The organism is Rahnella variigena (assembly GCF_003610915.1).
GTDB lineage: Bacteria > Pseudomonadota > Gammaproteobacteria > Enterobacterales > Enterobacteriaceae > Rahnella > Rahnella variigena.
The window spans coordinates 3,887,380-3,906,112 of the sequence record NZ_NSDJ01000001.1 but is presented as its reverse complement, the minus strand read 5'-3'; the positions used below and the strand labels follow the sequence as shown (position 1 = coordinate 3,906,112).

The following is an 18,733-nucleotide window of genomic DNA, read 5'->3' as shown; positions in this document are numbered from 1 at the left end:
TGGCTATAGTAACGGATCCGAACCGTTACTGACCAACAAAGCCTCTGCATAATAAAGATTAATAATCCCCCTGAAATCCCTTATTAATCGAGGAGATTAGATATCATCTATTAAGAAAATCAGAATCATCAAAGATGGAGAAAGTGTGAGGTAATTATGGAGAAATACATTTCAGCAGGAAAATATAATGAGTGATGAATATCACAGGCGGTCATCATCTCTTAACAAAACAAAAAAAAACCGACCACTAAGGGTCGGCTGTTGTTTCCACAAAACGGGGAATGAGGGTAATAAATAACAAATAATGATGATAGCGAGAGCATTATATATTAAAGGTGAATAGATGCTTTATCACTTAGTGCGGTAACTATTTTTAATAAGATATTGATATTTATGATTAATTTATTGATTTAGCTTTGCGTGCTTTATTTTAACATTTAAATTGAGGTTTAATTTTATCCAATATTAATAAAATGTTACACCTTTAAATGCTTCGGAAATATATAAACTAATTTCGTATCATTTTCTTTCTGGATTAAAAGTATTTATATCAAGAGAATGGATTTGCCATGTCGGGCCAACTTTTATACAGATACCAACAAGCGTTAAGCAGATTCAAATCAGTAAAAACGTGTACTTTACATTCAGTGGCACGGTCCGACACCTATCGAGGACAGAAAAATGAAACTCCGTGTTCTTTCACTCATGATCCCTGCATTAGTGGTCGCAGGATCAGCAAGCGCGGCAGAAGTTTATAATAAAGATGGTAATAAACTCGACCTGTACGGTTTGGTTGATGGTTTGCACTACTTTTCTAACGATAAGGGTTCTGATGGCGATCAGAGCTATATCCGTCTTGGTTTCAAAGGCGAAACTCAGATCACCGACCAGCTGACCGGTTACGGCCAGTGGGAATATCAGGTTCAGGCTAACCAGGCTGAAAGCTCTGATGATGGCGATCGCGCCTTTACCCGTTATGGTTTCGCCGGTCTGAAATTCGGCGATATGGGTTCCTTTGACTACGGTCGTAACAACGGCGTTATGTATGACGTGGCCGCCTGGACCGACTTGCAGCCAGAGTTCGATGGTTCAACTTACGGCGCTGACCAGTTCCTTTATCAGCGTACCAACGGTGTTGCAACGTATCGTAACGACAACTTCTTCGGGCTGGTGGATGGCCTGCACTTCGCTCTGCAATATCAGGGTAAAAATGACAGCGGCGGCGGTGAGCCAGGTACACGTGATGTGCTGACTCAGAACGGCGACGGTTACGGTATGTCCCTGAGCTACGACATTGGCGCGGGCGTCAGCGTGGCAGGTGCATTCTTCAACTCTGACCGTACTGATGAGCAAAATAGTGCACCGGGCATCATGGGCGACGGTAAAAAAGCGGAAGGCTACACCGGTGGCCTGAAATATGACGCTAACAACGTTTACCTTGCTGCCATGTTTACTCAGGCTTATAACGCTTCACGCTTCGGTTCTACCGATTCAGAAGCTTACGGTTATGCTAACCAGTCACAGGCATTTGAAGCTTACGCAAGCTATCAGTTCGATTTCGGTCTGCGTCCGTTCGTGGCCTATAACCAAACTCGCGGTAAAGATTTAGGTTCCGACCGTCTGGGCAACAACTACCAGGATCAGGATCTGGTGAAATTTGTCGACCTGGGTGCGACTTACTACTTCAATAAAAATATGTCGGCCTATGTTGACTACAAAATCAACCTGATCGACAGCAGCACCTTCACCGATAACGCCGGTATCAACACCGATGACGTTACCGCTGTAGGTCTGGTGTATCAGTTCTAAGCGTGCCTTTCTCCGACACAGAATAGCGTTTAGATTTGAGTCAAAAGAACAAGCAGTAAAAAGAACGCGGTCGCTGATGGCCGCGTTTTTTTATGGCAAAAAGCAAGAGATCTGACAGCCTCAGGCTGATTTCTGGTGGATCAGATGCAGCGGGGGAGAAACATCAAGTTCGATTTCAGGATTCTGGCGGAATTCATGCGGCGTGATATTGAAACGCTTGCGGAACATGTAGGTAAAGTGTGACTGCGAGCCGAAGCCGAAATCCATAGCGATGTCGAAAATCGGGGTATCACTGCTGCTCAGCTGATAGACAGCACTCGCCAGACGACGTTCCCTGATGTACTTCCCCAGAGAAATGCCTGTCGATTCTTTGAACAATTTTTGCATGTGCCAGAGCGAATAGCCTGAATACTCAGCCAGTTCTTCAAGGTGGATCACACGACCAAGATGGCCTTCAATCCATTTGCTGAGTGCGCAGACGATAGCGATATGAATATCTTGAGCCATAACCAGTCTGTTTTAAGGTTGAATATCGCTATTATACACGACTTCGCCGTGATGGCGTTGCAGGTGTTGCTCTGAGGTGTATGACAACCGAAGTGACCAAAATGGCCCGCGGGAAAGGAGTGCGCAGACACCCTGACGGGCCATGATTTAGCGTAACAGGATCCAGTGAATCAAGCGGGCGATACCGTCGTCCACCAGAACGATCCCGACGAGGATAAGAACAATGATGATGTAAAAGTTCTTACCGGTTGGCAAAGTGGTTCCTCCCTTCATCCCCTTGCAGGGCATAAAATTGGGTTACCACGGGCCGCTGCCCCGCATATTCAATGCAATAACAGCCAGACAAACCGCAACAAATATCAGAAAAACGATAAGAAGCCGTTTCATTCTTTTTACAGAGCTTGCGCTCTTCCTCCAGCGTGGATCGTTAGCCAACGATTAATTCTTGCGAACGTTAACCGCTTCTTACGCTGAGATCCAGCCTGTCAGGAATTTAAAACGATTTTTATAGGTTTCGTTTAACCATCGGTTGCTGGGCGTCGCACCAGATCGGTTTTCTGACCGCCATTAATGACCGTGGTTGGCGGTGTTTCGGGTACCAGCGCATCCGGAGCAATGTTCATATGGTTGAGAATTTCGCCCATGATTTGCCCGAAGATTGGCCCTGCTACCGAACCACCGAAGTGTTTACCGGCTTGCGGATTGTTAACCATCACCACCAGCGCCACGCGCGGGTTGCTGGCGGGTGCTACACCGGCGGTATAGTTGATGTAACCGCCATCGTATTTACCGCTGGACCCCATTTTTTCCGCTGTACCGGTTTTAATCGCCAGACGATATCCCGGCACCGCCGCACTGAGGCCGGACCCTCCCGGCAGGGCGTCACTTTCCATCATATGAATGACCGTTCTGACCACGTCAGCCGACATTACGCGGGTGCCTAACACTGGCGGTGTAACCTTGGTAATCGACAGCGGGCGGTAAATGCCTTCCGCGCCAATCGTGGCGTATTCACGGGCAATTTGCAGTGGCGTGACGCGCAGGCCATAACCGAATGAGAAAGTTGCGCGTTCGATATCTGCCCAGCGGTCACGGTGCGCAGGGAAATAACCGCTGCTCTCGCCACCGATACCTAAATCAGTGGGTTTACCCAAACCGAATGACTGGTAAAGCTGAACCAGCACGTTCGCAGGCATCGCCAGCGCGATGTGCGATACCGCAATGTCACTCGATTTTTGCAAAATACCGGTGATGGTCAGTGCCGGCCAGTGGCCAACGTCGCGGATCAGGTGCCCGTTAACGGTGTAGGGATGAGTATCGAGAACGGAATCAGGGCGGATCATATGGCGGTTAAGACCGGCCATTACCACCAGCGGTTTCACCGTCGAGCCCGGTTCGAAGCTGTCGCTGATCGCCACATTTCGCATGTTTTTTGGCTGCACGCCGGCGTAATTGTTCGGGTTATAGGAAGGGTAGGACGCCATCCCTAAAATTTCACCGGTGTTCACATCCACCAGAACTGCTGCGCCGGACTCTGCCTGGTTGAGCGTCACGCCATCGCGCAGCCGCGAATACAATACGTACTGCATAAAACTGTCGATGCTGAGATTAATGGTCGGCGGCTGTTGTGGCGCGACTTCTTTGAGAATACCGATGACATTGCCGTGGCGATCCTGACGGTATTCGCGCATGCCAGGTTTACCCTGAAGCAGGGCGTTAAAGCCTTTTTCCACGCCTGTCAGGCCTTCGTTATCTGTCCCGACGACGCCGACCAGATTAGCTGCGGCTTCACTCATCGGATAATAACGGCTGTCATCAAGCTGAGTGCTGATGCCACCCAGATGCAGCTGGCTGATATCGGCAGCAATGCCTTCTTCTATTTTGCGACCAAGATACACAAAGCGGCGCTGCGGATCGCTGGTGATGGTTTGCTGTAACTGGGAAAGCGGCATATTCAGCGCAGAGGCCAGATATTGCCATTTCGGGCTGTTCAGATCGCTGTGCAATTCAAGCACGCGGAACGGGTCAGCGATAATGTCTTTGGAGGCGACGCTCAGTGCCAGCGGATGTCCGTTGCGGTCAACAATGGTCCCGCGTCCGGCAGGGATGACGCTGGAGCGCAGTGAGCGGGAATCGGCTTCTTTTTCCAGCATCGGCTGATTAAGAAGCTGCAGATAACCTACGCGGCCAAGGAGGAGCGCCAGACAAAAGACGATACCGAGACAAATCAGCGCAAAGCGCTTGGTGTAAAAATGCGGTTGGGCGCTGGATTTTTTTGAGCTCGGTGGCATGGCAGTTTCGCAAAGTCATTGACGCGTTTGAAGCGAAAAGCGATGGCGCCGGAGAACCCTTTCACCGCATCAAATGATGCCGGTAGTTGTCCGATAAAAATACAGCTCATCGCTCTGAAAGATAATGAATTTCGTGTACATGCACATCTTATATTAAGCCATAGCGATGGATTGTTTATTTCAATTGCTCTTTGTAAGCAAGTGCAACGGCGAAACCTTTTTTACTCGACGGACAGCCATTCGTCCGCTTCTTCAAACATTTCTTCCAGCATTTGGTTTAATTGCGAACGTTCCTGCTTGCTGGCCCCTTGCGTATTCAGCCCGTTGGCCTGCATCGGTTTTACCTTAACTTCCGCATCCGGAAACATCCGGTGTACGCGTTTTACCAGTTCCGCTTCAATTTTTTCACTGGCGTTAGGGATGCCGGCGACATTCCGTTTGTCAAAAATCAGTTCAACCCGCATGGTTTTCCTCATTATTTATAAATTTATTAACTGGCTAAATATACAGTATTCGCGTGGGGCGCTCTAGTGATTTTTCGCCTGAACGTGGAGATGCAGCACAGATTTGTGAGCGTAAATTCATGTAATTCATGATTCATACATCTTGTGAATGTTTGGACGGCCGTTAGAATGGCGGCCAGTCTGTGAGGGAAATGTGGATAAACAACGGCGTTCAGCTCTGATATTTTTTTGCCTGGCCTGTCTGGTCATACTGACGTGTATGACACAGCGTATTGCCGGGCTGAATGCGTTGTCCGCGATCCTGCATCAGGAAACGACGACGGCTCAGGCGTCATCCACTATTTCCGAAATCGACAAAATCCCGGCTCCCTGTGAGCTCAGCAGTAAATCGCTGCTTTCTGTTCCTCCTCTCCTTTTAGAATTTGCGTTTCTGGCGCTGATCCTGCTGCTGGCATTTTTGTCGCGCGGCAATATGGCGGCGATCCGCCTGCTTGTGCCGGAAGCCGTCCCTGTGCCGCGCCTGCGGGTGCATTTGCGGCTCTGTGTATTTCGGGAATAAAAACTCCGGGAATAAAAACACCCCTGTTATTCATCAGGATGTGACATTTTATTTTTGGAGAAAATCTATGCGAAGTTTATTCAGGGCGGCCGCTGGCTGCCTGCTGATGCTCTGGCTGCATACCGGATATGCTGCTGATACCGGCTGGCTGCAAAGCCCGCAAAATACACATGCAAAAGTACGCCTGCAGGCACAGTCCGCCGATTCTTCTGAGCAGGAAACCCGTCTGCTGCTTTCTGTCAGCCTCGAAAAGGGCTGGAAAACCTACTGGCGTTCGCCGGGCGAGGGCGGTATTGCGCCGTCGGTAGAGTGGCAAAAGCCGGTCACTGCGCAACAGGTTAAATGGTTCTGGCCGACGCCTGCACGGTTTGATGTGGCGGGCATGACAACTCAGGGCTATCACGATGACGTCACGCTACCTGTCACCCTCAGCGGCAGCGCGCCTGCCATAATCGCCGGAACGCTGACGCTGCCGGTGTGCAGCAACGTGTGCATTCTCACCGACTATCCTTTTAGTCTGGATCTCAGTTCTGCCGGAGGCAACGCAGATTTTGCGCGCCAGTTCGCCGCAGCGATGGGCAAGGTACCGATTCCTGAAGGTCTGGCGGACAATGTGACAGCGGGCTATCGTGCGGGCGTATTGCACATTGCCGCTCACCGCGAGCAAGGCTGGCAAAATCCGCAGGTCTTTACCGATACGCTGGAAGGCAGTTCACTGGGCAAACCGGTGGTGAGAGTGGACGGGCAACGGGCGCTTTTCACGCTGCCGGTGACGGACGAGTGGGGCGATAAAGCACAGGATATCAGCGGAAAAACGCTGAGTATTGTGTTGTCTGATAACGGTCTGGCGCAGCAGATTAGCCTGGACGTGAGCGCGCTACCCGCCGACGCGCCCGGCAGTATCGCTCTCTGGCAGGTGGCACTGATGGCGCTGGCCGGGGGCTTCATCCTCAATCTTATGCCTTGTGTTCTGCCGGTTCTGGGCATGAAACTGGGCAGTATTTTGCAGGTGGAACAGCGCAACCGCAAAAGCATTCGCGTGCAATTTCTGGCGTCGTCAGGCGGGATCATCACCTCGTTTCTGGCGCTGGCCTTGCTGATGACGCTGCTCCGTTACACAAATCAGACGCTGGGCTGGGGCATTCAGTTTCAGAATCCGTGGTTTATTGGTCTGATGGTGCTGGTCACGGCGGTGTTTACCGCCAATCTGCTGGGATTATTTGAAATCAATCTGCCGTCAAAGATGACGACACGTCTGGCGACGCATGAGCGTTCTGGTCTCAGCGGACACTTCGCTGAAGGTGCGTTTGCCACGCTGCTGGCGACGCCCTGTTCGGCACCGTTTCTCGGCACCGCGGTGGCGTTTGCACTGGCCGCACCGCTGCCGGTGCTGTGGGGACTGTTCCTGATGCTGGGCATCGGCATGAGTCTGCCGTGGCTGATGATTGCGCTGTGGCCGGGACTGGCGATGTGCCTGCCGCGTCCCGGTCACTGGATGTTACGGCTGCGACTTTTCCTCGGCGCGCTGATGCTGTCGGCCTGTCTCTGGTTGCTGAGCCTGATGCAAAACCATTTCTCTGCGCTGTTTGTCGCCGTGCTGGCGGGCGTATTGCTGGTGATGCTGTTTGCTTTATCCCTGCGACGCTATGGCCTGCGCAATTGTGCGTTAACTGCTGTTGCGGGCGCACTTCTGGCAGGCGCCGCGATGGTGATTGTCACGCAGTTTTCAGGCGCTGGCGGCAAACAGCTGCGCGATGATATTGCCTGGCAACCGCTGTCCGAAGAGGCGATTCAGAGTGCGCTGGCGGCTAAAAAAGTGGTCTTTGTGGATGTTACCGCCGACTGGTGTGTGACCTGTAAAGCTAACAAATACAACGTACTGATGAGTGAAGACGTGCAGAAAGCCCTGACGGAAAACGACGTCGTTGCACTGCGCGGTGACTGGACGTTGCCGTCAAAACCGATCAATGAATTCCTGCAAAAACGCGGCAGCGTCGCCGTGCCGTTTAATCAAATTTATGGTCCGCATAATCCTGCCGGTGAAATTTTATCGCCGTTGCTTACCCGTGATGCCGTATTACAGGGGCTGGAAGATGCCCGTGGAGCCCGATAATGAAAACGTTAATACTGATTATGATGATGGTTATTTCACCGGCTGTTCTGGCGATGACGCCGGAAGATACCCTGTTGAATAATCCGGCCTCACCGTGGTTTGGCGCGAAAAATCCCCGGCTGACGATTGTGTCTTTTACTGACTACAACTGTCCTTATTGTAAGCAGTTTGACCCGATGCTGGAAAAGGTCGCGGAAGAAAATCCTGATATAAAAGTGGTGATTAAACTGCTGCCTTTCCGCGGTGCGAGCTCCATTATTGCCGGTCGCGCGGCGATGACCGTGTGGGAACAACATCCGGAAAAGTTTCTGCTCGTGCATCAGCGGCTGATGTCTAAAAAAGGGCAACACGATGAGGCCAGCGCGCTTGAGGCCGTGAAATATGCCGGGCTGGAACCTATACGCGTGACGCCAGCCAGCTATCTTGAACTGAAAACCAATGTGGAAATTGCCGAAGTGTTGGGGATTCAGGGGACGCCAGCGACCATTATTGGCGATCAGCTGATCGCCGGCGCTATCTCTTATGAGGATTTGCAGAAAGTCGTGAAGGAACAACTGGCGAAGGCAAAACATGACCAGACTTAAACGCTGGGCGCGCGAAGGCGCAATTCTCGTTGTGCTGATTATGGTGGTGATGCTGGGAATGGATTTTCTGCGTGCACCGCAGGCTCCCGCCAGTTTCGGCAGTCAGCCGTTGCAGACCCTCAGCAATCAGTCCCTGACGCTCGACGAGCAAAGCCAGCAGCGCCCGCTGCTGGTCTACTTTTGGGCAACGTGGTGCGGCGTCTGTAAAATGACCACACCTTCAGTTTCCCGGCTGGCAGAAGAAGGAGAGAACGTCCTGACCGTGGCGTTGCGTTCGGGCGACAACGCGGCGCTGGCGCGTTATCTGCAAGGAAAGGGCATTCAGATGCCGGTGGTTAACGATTCACGCGGCGATTTGTCGGCGCAATGGGATATCGGCGTCACCCCGACGTTTGTCATTATTGATAAAGGGCAGGTTATCGCCACGACAACGGGCTGGACCTCTTACCGGGGGATGAAAGCGCGGATGTGGTGGGCGAAAATCCGCGCCTGATTGGCTGCTTTCAGAAAACAAAAGGCCTTCACCGTGGTGAAGGCCTTTCTTCATATTACATTTATGGCAGGGAAATCAGTTCGCGAGGAACCGTTTCTCGTCGGTCAGCACCTGAAGCAGTAAACCCAGCTCCGGTTTCTGATCTTTAATCCGTTTGCCGTCGGTATCAAAGGCGCGGTAATCGCCGTTGCTTTCCAGTTCCAGCGTCTGATCGGGTGTCGTGATGATAAGCGTTCCGTCATCGCTGGTGGTTACCCAGTTATGGCGACGCTTGGCAGCAAACAAATCTTCACCCTGAGAATAATCCGCCGGTGACGTCGTGACGTGTAACAGACGCTGCATCAGCGTCGTCATCACATCCGCATGGTCAGTCAGTTTATTGATGCTTTGCGCAGGTGTGCCCGGCCAGTGAATGATCAGCGGAACCTGCAACTGGCGGCGGTTCATGGCATTGCCTGAACCCCAGGTGCCGTTCTCGTTGAATTCAATACCGTGAGACGCCGTGATCACCACAACGGTTTTATCCAGCTCACCGCGGTCTTTCAGCGATTGCAGGATGGACTTGATCTGGTCATCAACGCTCAGAGCACCGGCCTGATAGCGGTGAATGAAAGTGTTACCTGTCGGTACACTTTCACTGTCCTGACGTAACGCCGCGCTGATGCCGTTCAGATTGACGTAAGAGAACCACGGGCCATTACCCCGCACGTTCAGCCACTGCTGCCACTGACTCACGGTTTGCCCATCGGACTGTTTAACCGGCGGCGGCAAGGTGAAATCGGTCAGCAAGGCCTGACGGTACAACGGGCTGTTAAAGCCGTCGGAGGCAAACAGACCAAATTCATAACCCTGTTGCTCCAGCGACGTCACCAGTGCAGAAGGTTTGCGAGCCGCCAGAATGCCCTGCATATAGCTTGGAGAAATCCCGTAGAACAGGCCGAACTGGCCGGTATCATTACGGTTGCCGGAGCTGAAATGCTGGTCAAAACGGATGTTATGATTGGCGAAATCACTCAGCGCTGGCATATCTTTATCCAGCGTGGCGGTATGAACACCATCCACCACAATCATCAGCAAATTATACTTCGAACCGGTTTTCGCAAAGCTGATGGAGTTCAGCGGATATTCCACTGCCAGCGCTTCAGGATTCCCTTGTTCGATCAGCCGTTTCTGGTATTCCTCGGCATTCAGCAGGCCGTGTTTCTCAAGGAATTTACGTGCCGTCATCGGATAAGAGAGCGGAAGATTCGCGCGCTGCATGGTGATCGGACGATAGAAATTGGCATCCGCCCAGATATACATCAGATGCGACGCAAAGAAACTGGCAATGAAAAGCACCACAATCGGCTTGGCGAAATTACGGCGGTTCAGGCTGCGCAGTTTCTGCCATGCCCAGGTGCCAAACAGCATTTCGAGCAGGAAAATGACCGGCACAGCAATAAACATCAGCTGCCAGTCTCGCGCCATTTCGCCTTGTCCGGGGTTAACCACCAGTTCCCACACCACCGGATTGATATGCAGATGGAAACGGGTAAAGACCTCGGTATCAACCAGCAGCAGCGTCAGTCCGGCGGTCGCCAGAATGGCAGACAAGAACCGCAGCAGCCGTTGCGACATCACCACAAAGGTCAGCGGGAAGATAATCAGCAAATAAGCAGAGAATCCGATAAAGCTGAAATGCCCAAGCCAGCTAACCAGCGCGTAAATACGCCCTTGCAAAGAAGAAGGCCAGTCTGAAACAAACAGGTAGCGGCTGCCGAGCCCGAGAATGAGCAGGATATTAAACAGGGCGAACCAGTGCCCCCAGCTGATCATCTGGGATACTTTTTCGCGATAGCGCTGACGATTTGTCACCATGAGAGGTATTGGGCAGTTTGTGAATTAATGGGCTTTATCTTCTCTTATCGACGCTTGCAACGCTTTAGCAAAAGACTGGGACAAGGCTTTGCGTTGTGCAGGAGCGACGCTGGTATTAATAAGGTTAGTCACCATATTGCCCAGAACCATCAAAGAAAGGTCTGTCGGGGCGCGGTGCTTTTCGAGAACAGTCGCCAGCTCGGAAAGGATCTGTTCAACGTGTTCGTCACTGTAACGGGATGATTGTGCCATAGAGTATTGTGCTTCTTGATCTGACAAAGTCCAATATCTTAGCCGATCACAGACCTACTTTCCGCATTTTTATAACCCCTTCATACTTCGGGTTACAGATGCGTTGGCTGCGCGCAGTCACCCGAATCACTTACCGGAGTAAGCTCATCAGGATTTCTTCGTTTGCCGCCTTCCTGAAACACGAATTATTTTGGGGTTTTTATCTCATTAAATCCCCATTTCTAAGGTATGAGCGGTTGCGGCTTTAGAGCTTCGGTGTTTGAATACGCCCCGCAGGCAAACCCTTCTTACACGGCTGCAATTCACACAGGAGAAAGTCCCCATGAGTCTGGATATTGAGCAGATTGCTCTGCACCAGTTGAACAAACGTGACGAGCAAACGCTGGATGTTGTGCTGCGCGATACGCTTCTGACGCCGAATGCGGCCGTTGATGAAATGATGGCCGAGCTGCACCGCGTCTACAGCGCCAAAAGCAAAGCTTACGGTCTGTTCAATGAAGACAGCGAACTGGCTGTGGCGTTGCGCAGTTGCCGCAAAGGGGACGATGATTTTCTGTCATTCAGCCGCGCTGCGACCGGCCGTCTGCGTGATGAGCTGGCGAAGTATCCGTTTGCCGAAGGCGGCGTGGTGCTGTTTTGTCATTACCGCTTCCTGGCGGTGGAATATTTACTGGTGGCGGTGCTTAACAGCCGCAGCAGTATGCGCGTCAACGAGCAACTGGATGTCAGCAGCATTCATTACCTCGATATCAATCATGCCGATATCGTAGCGCGTATTGACCTGACCGAATGGGAAACCAATCCGGAATCTACCCGTTACCTGACTTTCCTCAAAGGCCGGGTAGGGCGCAAAGTCTCTGACTTCTTTATGGATTTTCTGGGCGCGTCTGAAGGTCTGGATACCAAAGCACAGAACCGTGGTCTGTTGCAGGCGGTTGATGATTTCTGTACCGAAGCGCAGCTCGATAAGAACGAGCGTCAGAATTACCGTCAGCAGGTTTATACCTACTGTAACGAGCAGTTGCAGGCGGGCGAAGAAATCGCTCTGGATGATTTGTCCGAAGAGCTGCCGCCGTGGAATGATAAGAAATTCAAAGAATTTACCCAGGAACAGGGATATCAGCTGGAAGAAACCTTCCCGGCGGATCGCAGCACCTTGCGTCAGCTGACCAAATTCGCCGGCAGCGGCGGCGGGCTGAGCATCAACTTCGATGCCATGCTGATGGGCGAACGCATTTTCTGGGATCCGGCGACCGATACCCTGACCATCAAAGGCACACCGCCGAATCTGCGGGATCAGTTACAGCGTAAAGCGGGCAATAAATAATCGCTCCCTCCCCTGCGAAGGGGAGGGTTGGGGTGGGGTATTAAAGCAAAATCAAGATGTTGAAGTGTGCTTTAGAAAAGGGTCTTAGCCCTTAAAACCCCCACCCAGCCTCCCCCTTCGCAGGGGGAGGAGCAAATCAGAATAGCGCCCAATAAAAAACACCGCCTGGGCGGTGTTTTTTATTTGTTCTCGCACGGCGTCCCGATGCGCAGCAACTCAGTCAGCGATTAAACGCGAACGAAGTCGATGTGAGCCAGTTTTGGCTTGAACGGGTGACGCTGTACAGCCTGAACTTTAACTTTGGTTTCTTTACCGTCGATAACCAGAGTAATAGCTTCAGAGTAGAACTCCGCTTTAACTTCCATGTTCTTAACAGAATCATGGTCCAGTTTGATAGAAACCGGAGCAGCTGAGCCACCGTAAACGATAGCTGGGAATTTGTTAGCTGTACGCAGGCGGCGGCTCGCACCTTTGCCCTGCTCGTCCTGTGGACGTACTTCTACATTGATAGTGATCATTGTATGTTTCTCGATTAGAACTACTTCTAAAATGTGCCCCGCCACCTGCGACCGAGTGACGAGTTGAGTACTGCGGCTTTCACACAAGGCGAAAGCGGGCGGTATGATACCGGAGCAGGGTAGCGGCAGCAATACAAATCGCCGGCTTTCTTACCCGCGCAGCTCATTAGCACGCCGGTACCGGCCTTCATAATCGAACATTTTTTCGCGTACCTGCCAGAACTGGCCTTTCATGCGTGCCACAACAAAATCCGGATGACGCAGTAAAACCTGCTGCGCGACGATATCCGCAGCGCTATTCCATTCCAGTGGCACGCCCGGCGCACGCTGATGCGGACGCAGAAAATTATGCAAAAACGCCATGCGCTGGGCGGGCGTTGTCAGGCGAAAACGTTCGGAAACGTCCGCGCCGTCCTCATCGTAATAGGTGATCTTCAGCCATTCGCCTTTGTCGTCGCGACCGTTTTCCAGGTTCATGCCGCCGCAGCGCAGCACCAGTGCGTCTTTCAGGCGCAGCGCAGCTTTGAGCATATCGTCGGGATCAACCAGAATTTCCTGACACTGATGACAGCGTCGCGCGGCGATATCGTTTTCCGCGCCGCAGTGCGGGCAGCTTTTAAAGCGGAAACGGAAATCGCATTGTTCGCGATTGCCCTCGTCATCCTCCAGCACACCCTGACAACGGCGGCCAAAATGCTCGATGATGGTGCCGTCTTCCGTAGTTTTCCCCCAGAAGATATTGGCAAAACCGCAGGCGGGACAGAACACCTGCACCGGTTTGTTATCGCCCGCAGGCTTATGGCTGCCGACTTCCGGCGTAAACAGGTCGTGCGGATTACCGGCGTAATCGAGGATAAGGCAGTCGGTTTTGCCCGGCGCCAGCCGCAGCCCGCGTCCGACAATCTGCTGATACAGGCTGACGGATTCGGTCGGGCGCAGGATGGCGATCAGATCCACATGCGGCGCATCGAAGCCGGTAGTCAGCACCGATACATTCACCAGATAGCGTAACTGCTGCGCTTTAAACGCATTGATCAGCCGGTCGCGCTCGACGGCGTGCGTTTGTGCGCTGATCAGGGCCGCTTCGCCTTCGGGCAGCAGACCGAAGATTTCACCCGCGTGTTCCACCGTCGAGGCGAAAATCATCACGCCTTTGCGATCCTGCGCGAATTCAATAATCTGGCTGATGATGTGCGGCGTGATACGCTTTTGCTGACGCAGTTCATCATTCAGATCTGCTTCGCTGAACAGCCCGTTGCTGTTGGCCTGCAACCGGCTGAAATCGTAGCTGACCACCGGCATATCGAGCCGCTCAGGTGGCACCAGAAAACCGTTTTTAATCATGTAACGCAGCGGCAGTTCATAAATGCAGTCGCGAAACAGACTGTTGGCATCGCCACGCACAATGCCCTGATGGTGATACTGATAAATCCAGCCCTTGCCTAAACGGTAAGGTGTGGCGGTCAGGCCGAGCAGGCGCAGACGCGGATTTTGTGCCTTAAGATGGCCGATGATCTGCTGATACTGACTGTTGTCATCGTCGGAAATCCGGTGGCATTCATCGACAATCAGCAGGGAAAACTCACCGCTGAATTCTGCCAGATTAGGCGCGACGGACTGCACGCTGCCAAATACCACTTTGCCGCTGCTTTGCTTGAGATTCAGGCCAGCGGCGAAAATATCCGCCTCCAGACCGTAAGAAAGGTATTTACTGTGGTTTTGCGCCACCAGCTCTTTGACGTGGGCGAGCACCAGAACGCGGCCGCGCGCTACTCTCGCCAGCTCGGCAATCACCAGACTTTTCCCCGCGCCGGTCGGCAACACGATCACTGCCGGTTCGTCATGCTGGCGGAAATGACGCAGGGTGGCATCCACGGCATCCTGCTGATAGGGGCGAAGCGTAAAAGCGGTCACGGCAACAATCACCTGTAGTTTTACTGTTAATAAAGACAGTAGTGGAGTATGCCAAGAAATCAGGCCTATAGCGATGAGCAAAAAAATCACCCGGCGTGAATGTTTAGCCTGCTTATTTTCCTTCTTCCTGACCGGTTGCGCGGCTATACTGTTGGTCTCAATGCGGCAGCCAGTCTGCCTCCTCTAAGTAATAATAACTCGTTGCAATTATTACGAATCGAACAACCCTGAACCCTGTCAGTTGCCTATAGCGACGGCGGGGTCTTGTGTTTTATCAGTAACGCGATCACTCAGATCGCCATGAAGGCAAGTCTACTCAATGCGTCTGGACAAGTTTCTATCTCAGCAATTAGGTGTAAGCCGCGCGCTGGTTTTGCGTGAGCTTCGCAACAAACGTGTCACCGTTGACGGCGAAATCGTTAAAACGGGTGCGATGAAAATCAGCCCTGAGCAGCGTGTCGAATTTGACGGCAACGTACTGGATCAAATCACCGGCCCGCGTTATTTCATGCTCAACAAACCGCAGGGCTACGTGTGTTCTACCGATGACCCCGATCATCCGACCGTGCTGTATTTCCTCGAAGAACCGGTGGCCTACAAGCTGCATGCGGCAGGGCGTCTGGATATCGACACCACCGGTCTGGTACTGATGACCGACGACGGCCAGTGGTCACACCGCATCACCTCACCGCGTCATCACTGCGAAAAAACCTATCTGGTTAATCTCGAACATCCGCTGGCTGACGATACCGCTGCGCAGTTTGAAGCGGGTGTTCAGCTGCATAACGAAGATTCCCTGACCAAACCGGCGCAACTCGAGAAAATCGAAGATTGCCTGGTGCGCCTGACCATCAGCGAAGGCCGTTATCATCAGGTGAAACGTATGTTTGCCGCCGTGGGTAACCGCGTGGTGGGTCTGCATCGTGAACGTATCGGTGAAATCGTGATGGATGAAGATTTAGAACCGGGTCAGTACCGGCCTTTAACCGCGCAGGAAATTGCCAGCGTTGGCGTTCCCTCGCGCTAGTTTTTCCTATAACTGGAGCAGCTGAAAGTGCAAGAAAAACCGGTATCCCACATCGGACTGATTTTCATCCTGGGATTGATATCGATGCTGATGCCTCTGGCCATCGATATGTATCTGCCAAGTATGCCCGTCATCGCGCAGGAATATGGTGTTCCGGCGGGCAGTGTGCAAATGACGCTCAGCGCCTATGTGCTGGGTTTTGCGATAGGGCAGTTGTTTTACGGACCGATGGCGGACAGCCTCGGGCGTAAGCCGGTTATCTTCTGGGGCGTGCTGGTTTTTGCCGTCGCTGCCGGTGCCTGTGCGCTGGCGCAATCGGTCGAACAGCTGGTCTGGATGCGCTTCCTGCATGGTCTTGCCGCCGCCGCCGCCAGCGTCGTTATCAATGCGCTGATGCGCGATATGTTCACCAAAGACGAATTCTCGCGAATGATGTCTTTTGTGGTGCTGGTCATGACCGTCGCACCGCTGCTGGCACCGATGCTCGGGGGGCTGCTGATGGCGGTTTTCAGCTGGCATGCAATTTTCTGGGCGATGGCAATTGCCGCGCTGATCGCCGCCACGCTGGTGGGCGTCTATATCAAAGAGACGCTGCCCAAAGAACGACGGCAGAAATTTCATCTGCGTACCAGCGTCGGTAACTTTGCCTCACTGTTCCGTCATAAACGCGTGCTGAGCTATATGCTGGCGAGTGGTTTCTCGTTCGCCGGTATGTTCTCCTTCCTCAGCGCCGGTCCGTTTGTCTATATCGAACTGAATGGCGTTTCGCCGCAGCACTTCGGTTTTTACTTCGCGCTGAACATCGTGGCGCTGGTGATCCTGACTCTCATTAACAGCCGTAATGTGCGCCGTGCGGGCGCGGTGAAGATGTTCCGCTTCGGTCTGTTTGTGCAGCTGACGATGGGCATGTGGCTGGTGATTGTCTGCACCTTCGGATTGCCGTTCTGGGCGATGGTGATTGGTGTGGCGGGATATGTCGGTGTGATTGCGATGGTCACGTCAAACGCCATGGCGGTGATTATGGATGACTTCCCGCATATGGCCGGTACTGCGGCTTCACTGGCGGGGACGATCCGCTTCGGCACCGGTGCGGCGATTGGTTCGGTCCTGTCACTGTTTACTGCAAAAAGCGCCTGGCCGATGGTCGGTTCAATGGCGTTCTGTATTCTGGCTGCGACGCTGCTGTATCTCTACGCCAGCCGTCCGGTGAAAGCAGTATCTGCATAACTCCCTCCCCTGCGAAGGGGAGGGCTGGGGTGGGGTATTAAGGTCAAAATCAAAAAGGCAAAGTGTGCTTTGACAAGATGTTAGCTCTTAAAACCCCCTCCCAACCTCCCCCTTCGCAGGGGGAGGAGCAAAACCAGCACCGTTTTCTCTGCTTCGTGCTGGATCATTAAATCACTTCTGCTTTCACTCCCTGAACGCGTCGCGCGGCTTTAGCACGGGCATATTCGTCGGCCATGGCTTTGGCTTTTGCGCCCGGCACCAGCGCCATATCGCACTCTTTAGGCAGTAATGTCGTGACCGCTGCGGCAATCAGCAATGAGGCTACCAGCGCATAAATCGCGGTGCTCTGACCGTACAGGCTGACCAGCACGCCGACCAGATATGGCCCGCAGAAACCCCCAAGATTCCCCAGACCGTTAATCACACCGCGTGCGCTGCCTGCGACTTCCGGCGTGGTGACTTTGCCCGGAATAGTCCAGAAGGCGCTGGTTGCGGCTTGCAGGAAGAAACCGGCACCCACCAGGAATCCGTAGGCCGCCATTATGTTATGACCGAACGCCACGGACGCTGCCAGACAGGCTGCAAAACCACACAACGGCAGGGCGATGAACATACGGCGTTTACCGGTTTTATCCGACAGCACCGACATCGCGAGGATCCCCAGCATGGTGCCGACGTAAGGGATAATCGCCAGCATGCCGACTGAACTCATGTCACCGCCGGTCAGGTTTTTCAAAATGGTCGGCAGCCATAAGGTATAGCCGTAAATCCCGGTCTGATAGAAGAAGTTTATGATGATCAGTTTGACGATAGACTTGTTGCGGAACACCTCTTTCAGCGGCGCGTTATTCACCGGTGCCAGCGCTTTCAGGGCTTCGCGTTCGCGGTTCAGTTCCGTCACCAGATAGTCACGTTCACGCTCTGAAAGCCATTTCGCTTCTTCCGGACGGTCGCTTATGGTGAACCACCAGAAAATCATCACCACGAAAGACAATGCCCCTTCGATGATGAACAACCAGCGCCAGTCGAGCGTATCCAGAATCAGACCCGACAGCGGTGCGGTGATCATCCCGCCGAGCGGCGCGAACATCAGCACGTAAGCATTGGCGCGACCGCGTTCCTTATCCGGGAACCAGTTGCTGACCATCGTCAGCACCACCGGCAACATCCCGCCTTCAGCCACACCCAGTGCAAAGCGCAGGAACAGCAGCTGATACTGATTGGTGATAAAGCCGGTCAGGATGGAGATCACCGCCCAGGCAATCAGCGAGCAGGCAATGAACTTACGTCCGCTGCCGTGAACCGCCAGGCTGCCACCGGGAACCTGCAAAAATAAATAGCCGATAAAGAATATACCGGCGGCCAGACCGGCCATTGATGCGGTAATACCTAATTCGGCATCCATTCCGCCTGGCATGGCGAAACTAATATTAACCCTGTCCATGAAGGAAATAATGCAGGCAATAAGTATTGGTGTAATGACACGAAGCCAGCGAGCCTTAGGAATCTTATTATCCATTCTGTGATCCTCGGTGATGCTCGTCATACTTCAGGTTGCAGATGCGTTGGCTGCGCCCGCCAACCCCGGTCACTTACTTGTTTAAGCTCCCGGGGATTAACGGCCTTGCCGCCTTCCCGCAACCCGAATTATTTAGAGCATGTTCAATGCGACGTTTAATTTACTAATTACTATTTCGTCTTTCGGCGATGACTTAATAAAAGCATTTTGAGGAAAGTATTTCGTGACAGGCGTCACGTTGAATTATGTTAAGAAAAGGTGTTACCACATAC

17 protein-coding genes are annotated in these 18,733 nt (G+C 52.7%); 8 read left to right on the top strand and 9 right to left on the bottom strand.

Annotated elements, in window-relative coordinates; genetic code table 11:
* The first annotated feature begins 681 nt into the window (after positions 1 to 681).
* Entirely contained in the window at positions 682 to 1,809 is a 1,128-nt protein-coding gene (gene ompC / locus CKQ54_RS17955; RefSeq protein ID WP_120162045.1) for a porin OmpC, read from the top strand.
* 120 nt (positions 1,810 to 1,929) lie between these two features.
* Here the strand turns inward: ompC and CKQ54_RS17950 are convergent, their stop codons facing one another.
* From CKQ54_RS17950 to CKQ54_RS17940, 4 genes are all read right to left on the bottom strand, one after another.
* Positions 1,930 to 2,316 carry a helix-turn-helix domain-containing protein gene (locus CKQ54_RS17950; protein ID WP_112289967.1) on the bottom strand — a complete coding sequence of 129 codons (387 nt, stop codon included), beginning with the start codon at positions 2,314 to 2,316 and terminating at the stop codon, positions 1,930 to 1,932.
* A 147-nt stretch (positions 2,317 to 2,463) separates the two neighbouring features.
* Positions 2,464 to 2,589 carry a hypothetical protein gene (locus CKQ54_RS26005; protein ID WP_279630515.1) on the bottom strand — a complete coding sequence of 42 codons (126 nt, stop codon included), beginning with the start codon at positions 2,587 to 2,589 and terminating at the stop codon, positions 2,464 to 2,466.
* Between the two features lie 245 nt (positions 2,590 to 2,834).
* Entirely contained in the window at positions 2,835 to 4,607 is a 1,773-nt protein-coding gene (locus CKQ54_RS17945; protein WP_120162044.1) for a penicillin-binding transpeptidase domain-containing protein, read from the bottom strand.
* A 221-nt stretch (positions 4,608 to 4,828) separates the two neighbouring features.
* Entirely contained in the window at positions 4,829 to 5,071 is a 243-nt protein-coding gene (locus CKQ54_RS17940; RefSeq protein WP_120162043.1) for a DinI family protein, read from the bottom strand.
* A gap of 259 nt (positions 5,072 to 5,330) precedes the next feature.
* On the opposite strand from CKQ54_RS17940, the gene CKQ54_RS17935 reads away from it, so the two are divergent.
* The 4 genes from CKQ54_RS17935 to CKQ54_RS17920 all read left to right on the top strand — a co-directional run bounded on the left by CKQ54_RS17935 (position 5,331) and on the right by CKQ54_RS17920 (position 8,820).
* A complete protein-coding gene (locus CKQ54_RS17935) occupies positions 5,331 to 5,630 on the top strand; it encodes a copper resistance protein (protein ID WP_244220225.1) in 300 nt (99 codons plus the stop codon).
* 67 nt (positions 5,631 to 5,697) lie between these two features.
* On the top strand, positions 5,698 to 7,743 hold the full coding sequence (locus tag CKQ54_RS17930; RefSeq protein WP_120162041.1) for a protein-disulfide reductase DsbD family protein: 2,046 nt from the start codon (positions 5,698 to 5,700) through the stop codon (positions 7,741 to 7,743).
* Positions 7,743 to 8,327: a DsbA family protein gene (locus CKQ54_RS17925; RefSeq protein WP_120162040.1), complete on the top strand. Its 585-nt coding sequence runs from the start codon at positions 7,743 to 7,745 to the stop codon at positions 8,325 to 8,327. Before CKQ54_RS17930 ends, CKQ54_RS17925 begins: the two co-directional genes overlap by 1 nt.
* Entirely contained in the window at positions 8,314 to 8,820 is a 507-nt protein-coding gene (locus tag CKQ54_RS17920) for a protein disulfide oxidoreductase (protein WP_120162039.1), read from the top strand. The genes CKQ54_RS17925 and CKQ54_RS17920 overlap by 14 nt, the downstream gene beginning before the upstream one ends.
* Positions 8,821 to 8,895: 75 nt before the next feature.
* Here CKQ54_RS17920 and yejM read toward each other — a convergent pair whose 3' ends face one another.
* Together yejM and CKQ54_RS17910 are read right to left on the bottom strand one after the other, a co-directional pair.
* Positions 8,896 to 10,677: an LPS biosynthesis-modulating metalloenzyme YejM gene (gene yejM, locus CKQ54_RS17915; RefSeq protein ID WP_120162038.1), complete on the bottom strand. Its 1,782-nt coding sequence runs from the start codon at positions 10,675 to 10,677 to the stop codon at positions 8,896 to 8,898.
* A 24-nt stretch (positions 10,678 to 10,701) separates the two neighbouring features.
* Positions 10,702 to 10,929 carry a YejL family protein gene (locus CKQ54_RS17910; RefSeq protein ID WP_104921319.1) on the bottom strand — a complete coding sequence of 76 codons (228 nt, stop codon included), beginning with the start codon at positions 10,927 to 10,929 and terminating at the stop codon, positions 10,702 to 10,704.
* A 322-nt stretch (positions 10,930 to 11,251) separates the two neighbouring features.
* Between CKQ54_RS17910 and yejK the strand changes: the two genes are divergently transcribed.
* Positions 11,252 to 12,256, top strand: a complete 1,005-nt coding sequence (gene yejK / locus CKQ54_RS17905) for a nucleoid-associated protein YejK (protein WP_119822553.1) — start codon at positions 11,252 to 11,254, stop codon at positions 12,254 to 12,256.
* A 227-nt stretch (positions 12,257 to 12,483) separates the two neighbouring features.
* Here the strand turns inward: yejK and rplY are convergent, their stop codons facing one another.
* On the bottom strand, positions 12,484 to 12,774 hold the full coding sequence (gene rplY, locus CKQ54_RS17900) for a 50S ribosomal protein L25 (protein WP_112290098.1): 291 nt from the start codon (positions 12,772 to 12,774) through the stop codon (positions 12,484 to 12,486).
* A gap of 150 nt (positions 12,775 to 12,924) precedes the next feature.
* Positions 12,925 to 14,688 carry a DNA repair helicase RadD gene (gene radD / locus CKQ54_RS17895; protein ID WP_112290100.1) on the bottom strand — a complete coding sequence of 588 codons (1,764 nt, stop codon included), beginning with the start codon at positions 14,686 to 14,688 and terminating at the stop codon, positions 12,925 to 12,927.
* Between the two features lie 319 nt (positions 14,689 to 15,007).
* Here radD and rsuA point away from each other — a divergent pair, with 319 nt between their 5' ends.
* Both rsuA and CKQ54_RS17885 read left to right on the top strand, forming a co-directional pair.
* Positions 15,008 to 15,715, top strand: a complete 708-nt coding sequence (rsuA, locus tag CKQ54_RS17890) for a 16S rRNA pseudouridine(516) synthase RsuA (RefSeq protein ID WP_112290097.1) — start codon at positions 15,008 to 15,010, stop codon at positions 15,713 to 15,715.
* Between the two features lie 27 nt (positions 15,716 to 15,742).
* The gene (locus tag CKQ54_RS17885; protein WP_120162037.1) at positions 15,743 to 16,942 is read left to right on the top strand and encodes a Bcr/CflA family multidrug efflux MFS transporter; all 1,200 of its coding nucleotides are present in this window, start codon (positions 15,743 to 15,745) and stop codon (positions 16,940 to 16,942) included.
* Between the two features lie 166 nt (positions 16,943 to 17,108).
* On the opposite strand, the gene CKQ54_RS17880 is transcribed toward CKQ54_RS17885, so the two are convergent.
* Entirely contained in the window at positions 17,109 to 18,461 is a 1,353-nt protein-coding gene (locus CKQ54_RS17880) for an MFS transporter (protein WP_037036162.1), read from the bottom strand.
* Positions 18,462 to 18,733 lie beyond the last annotated feature (272 nt).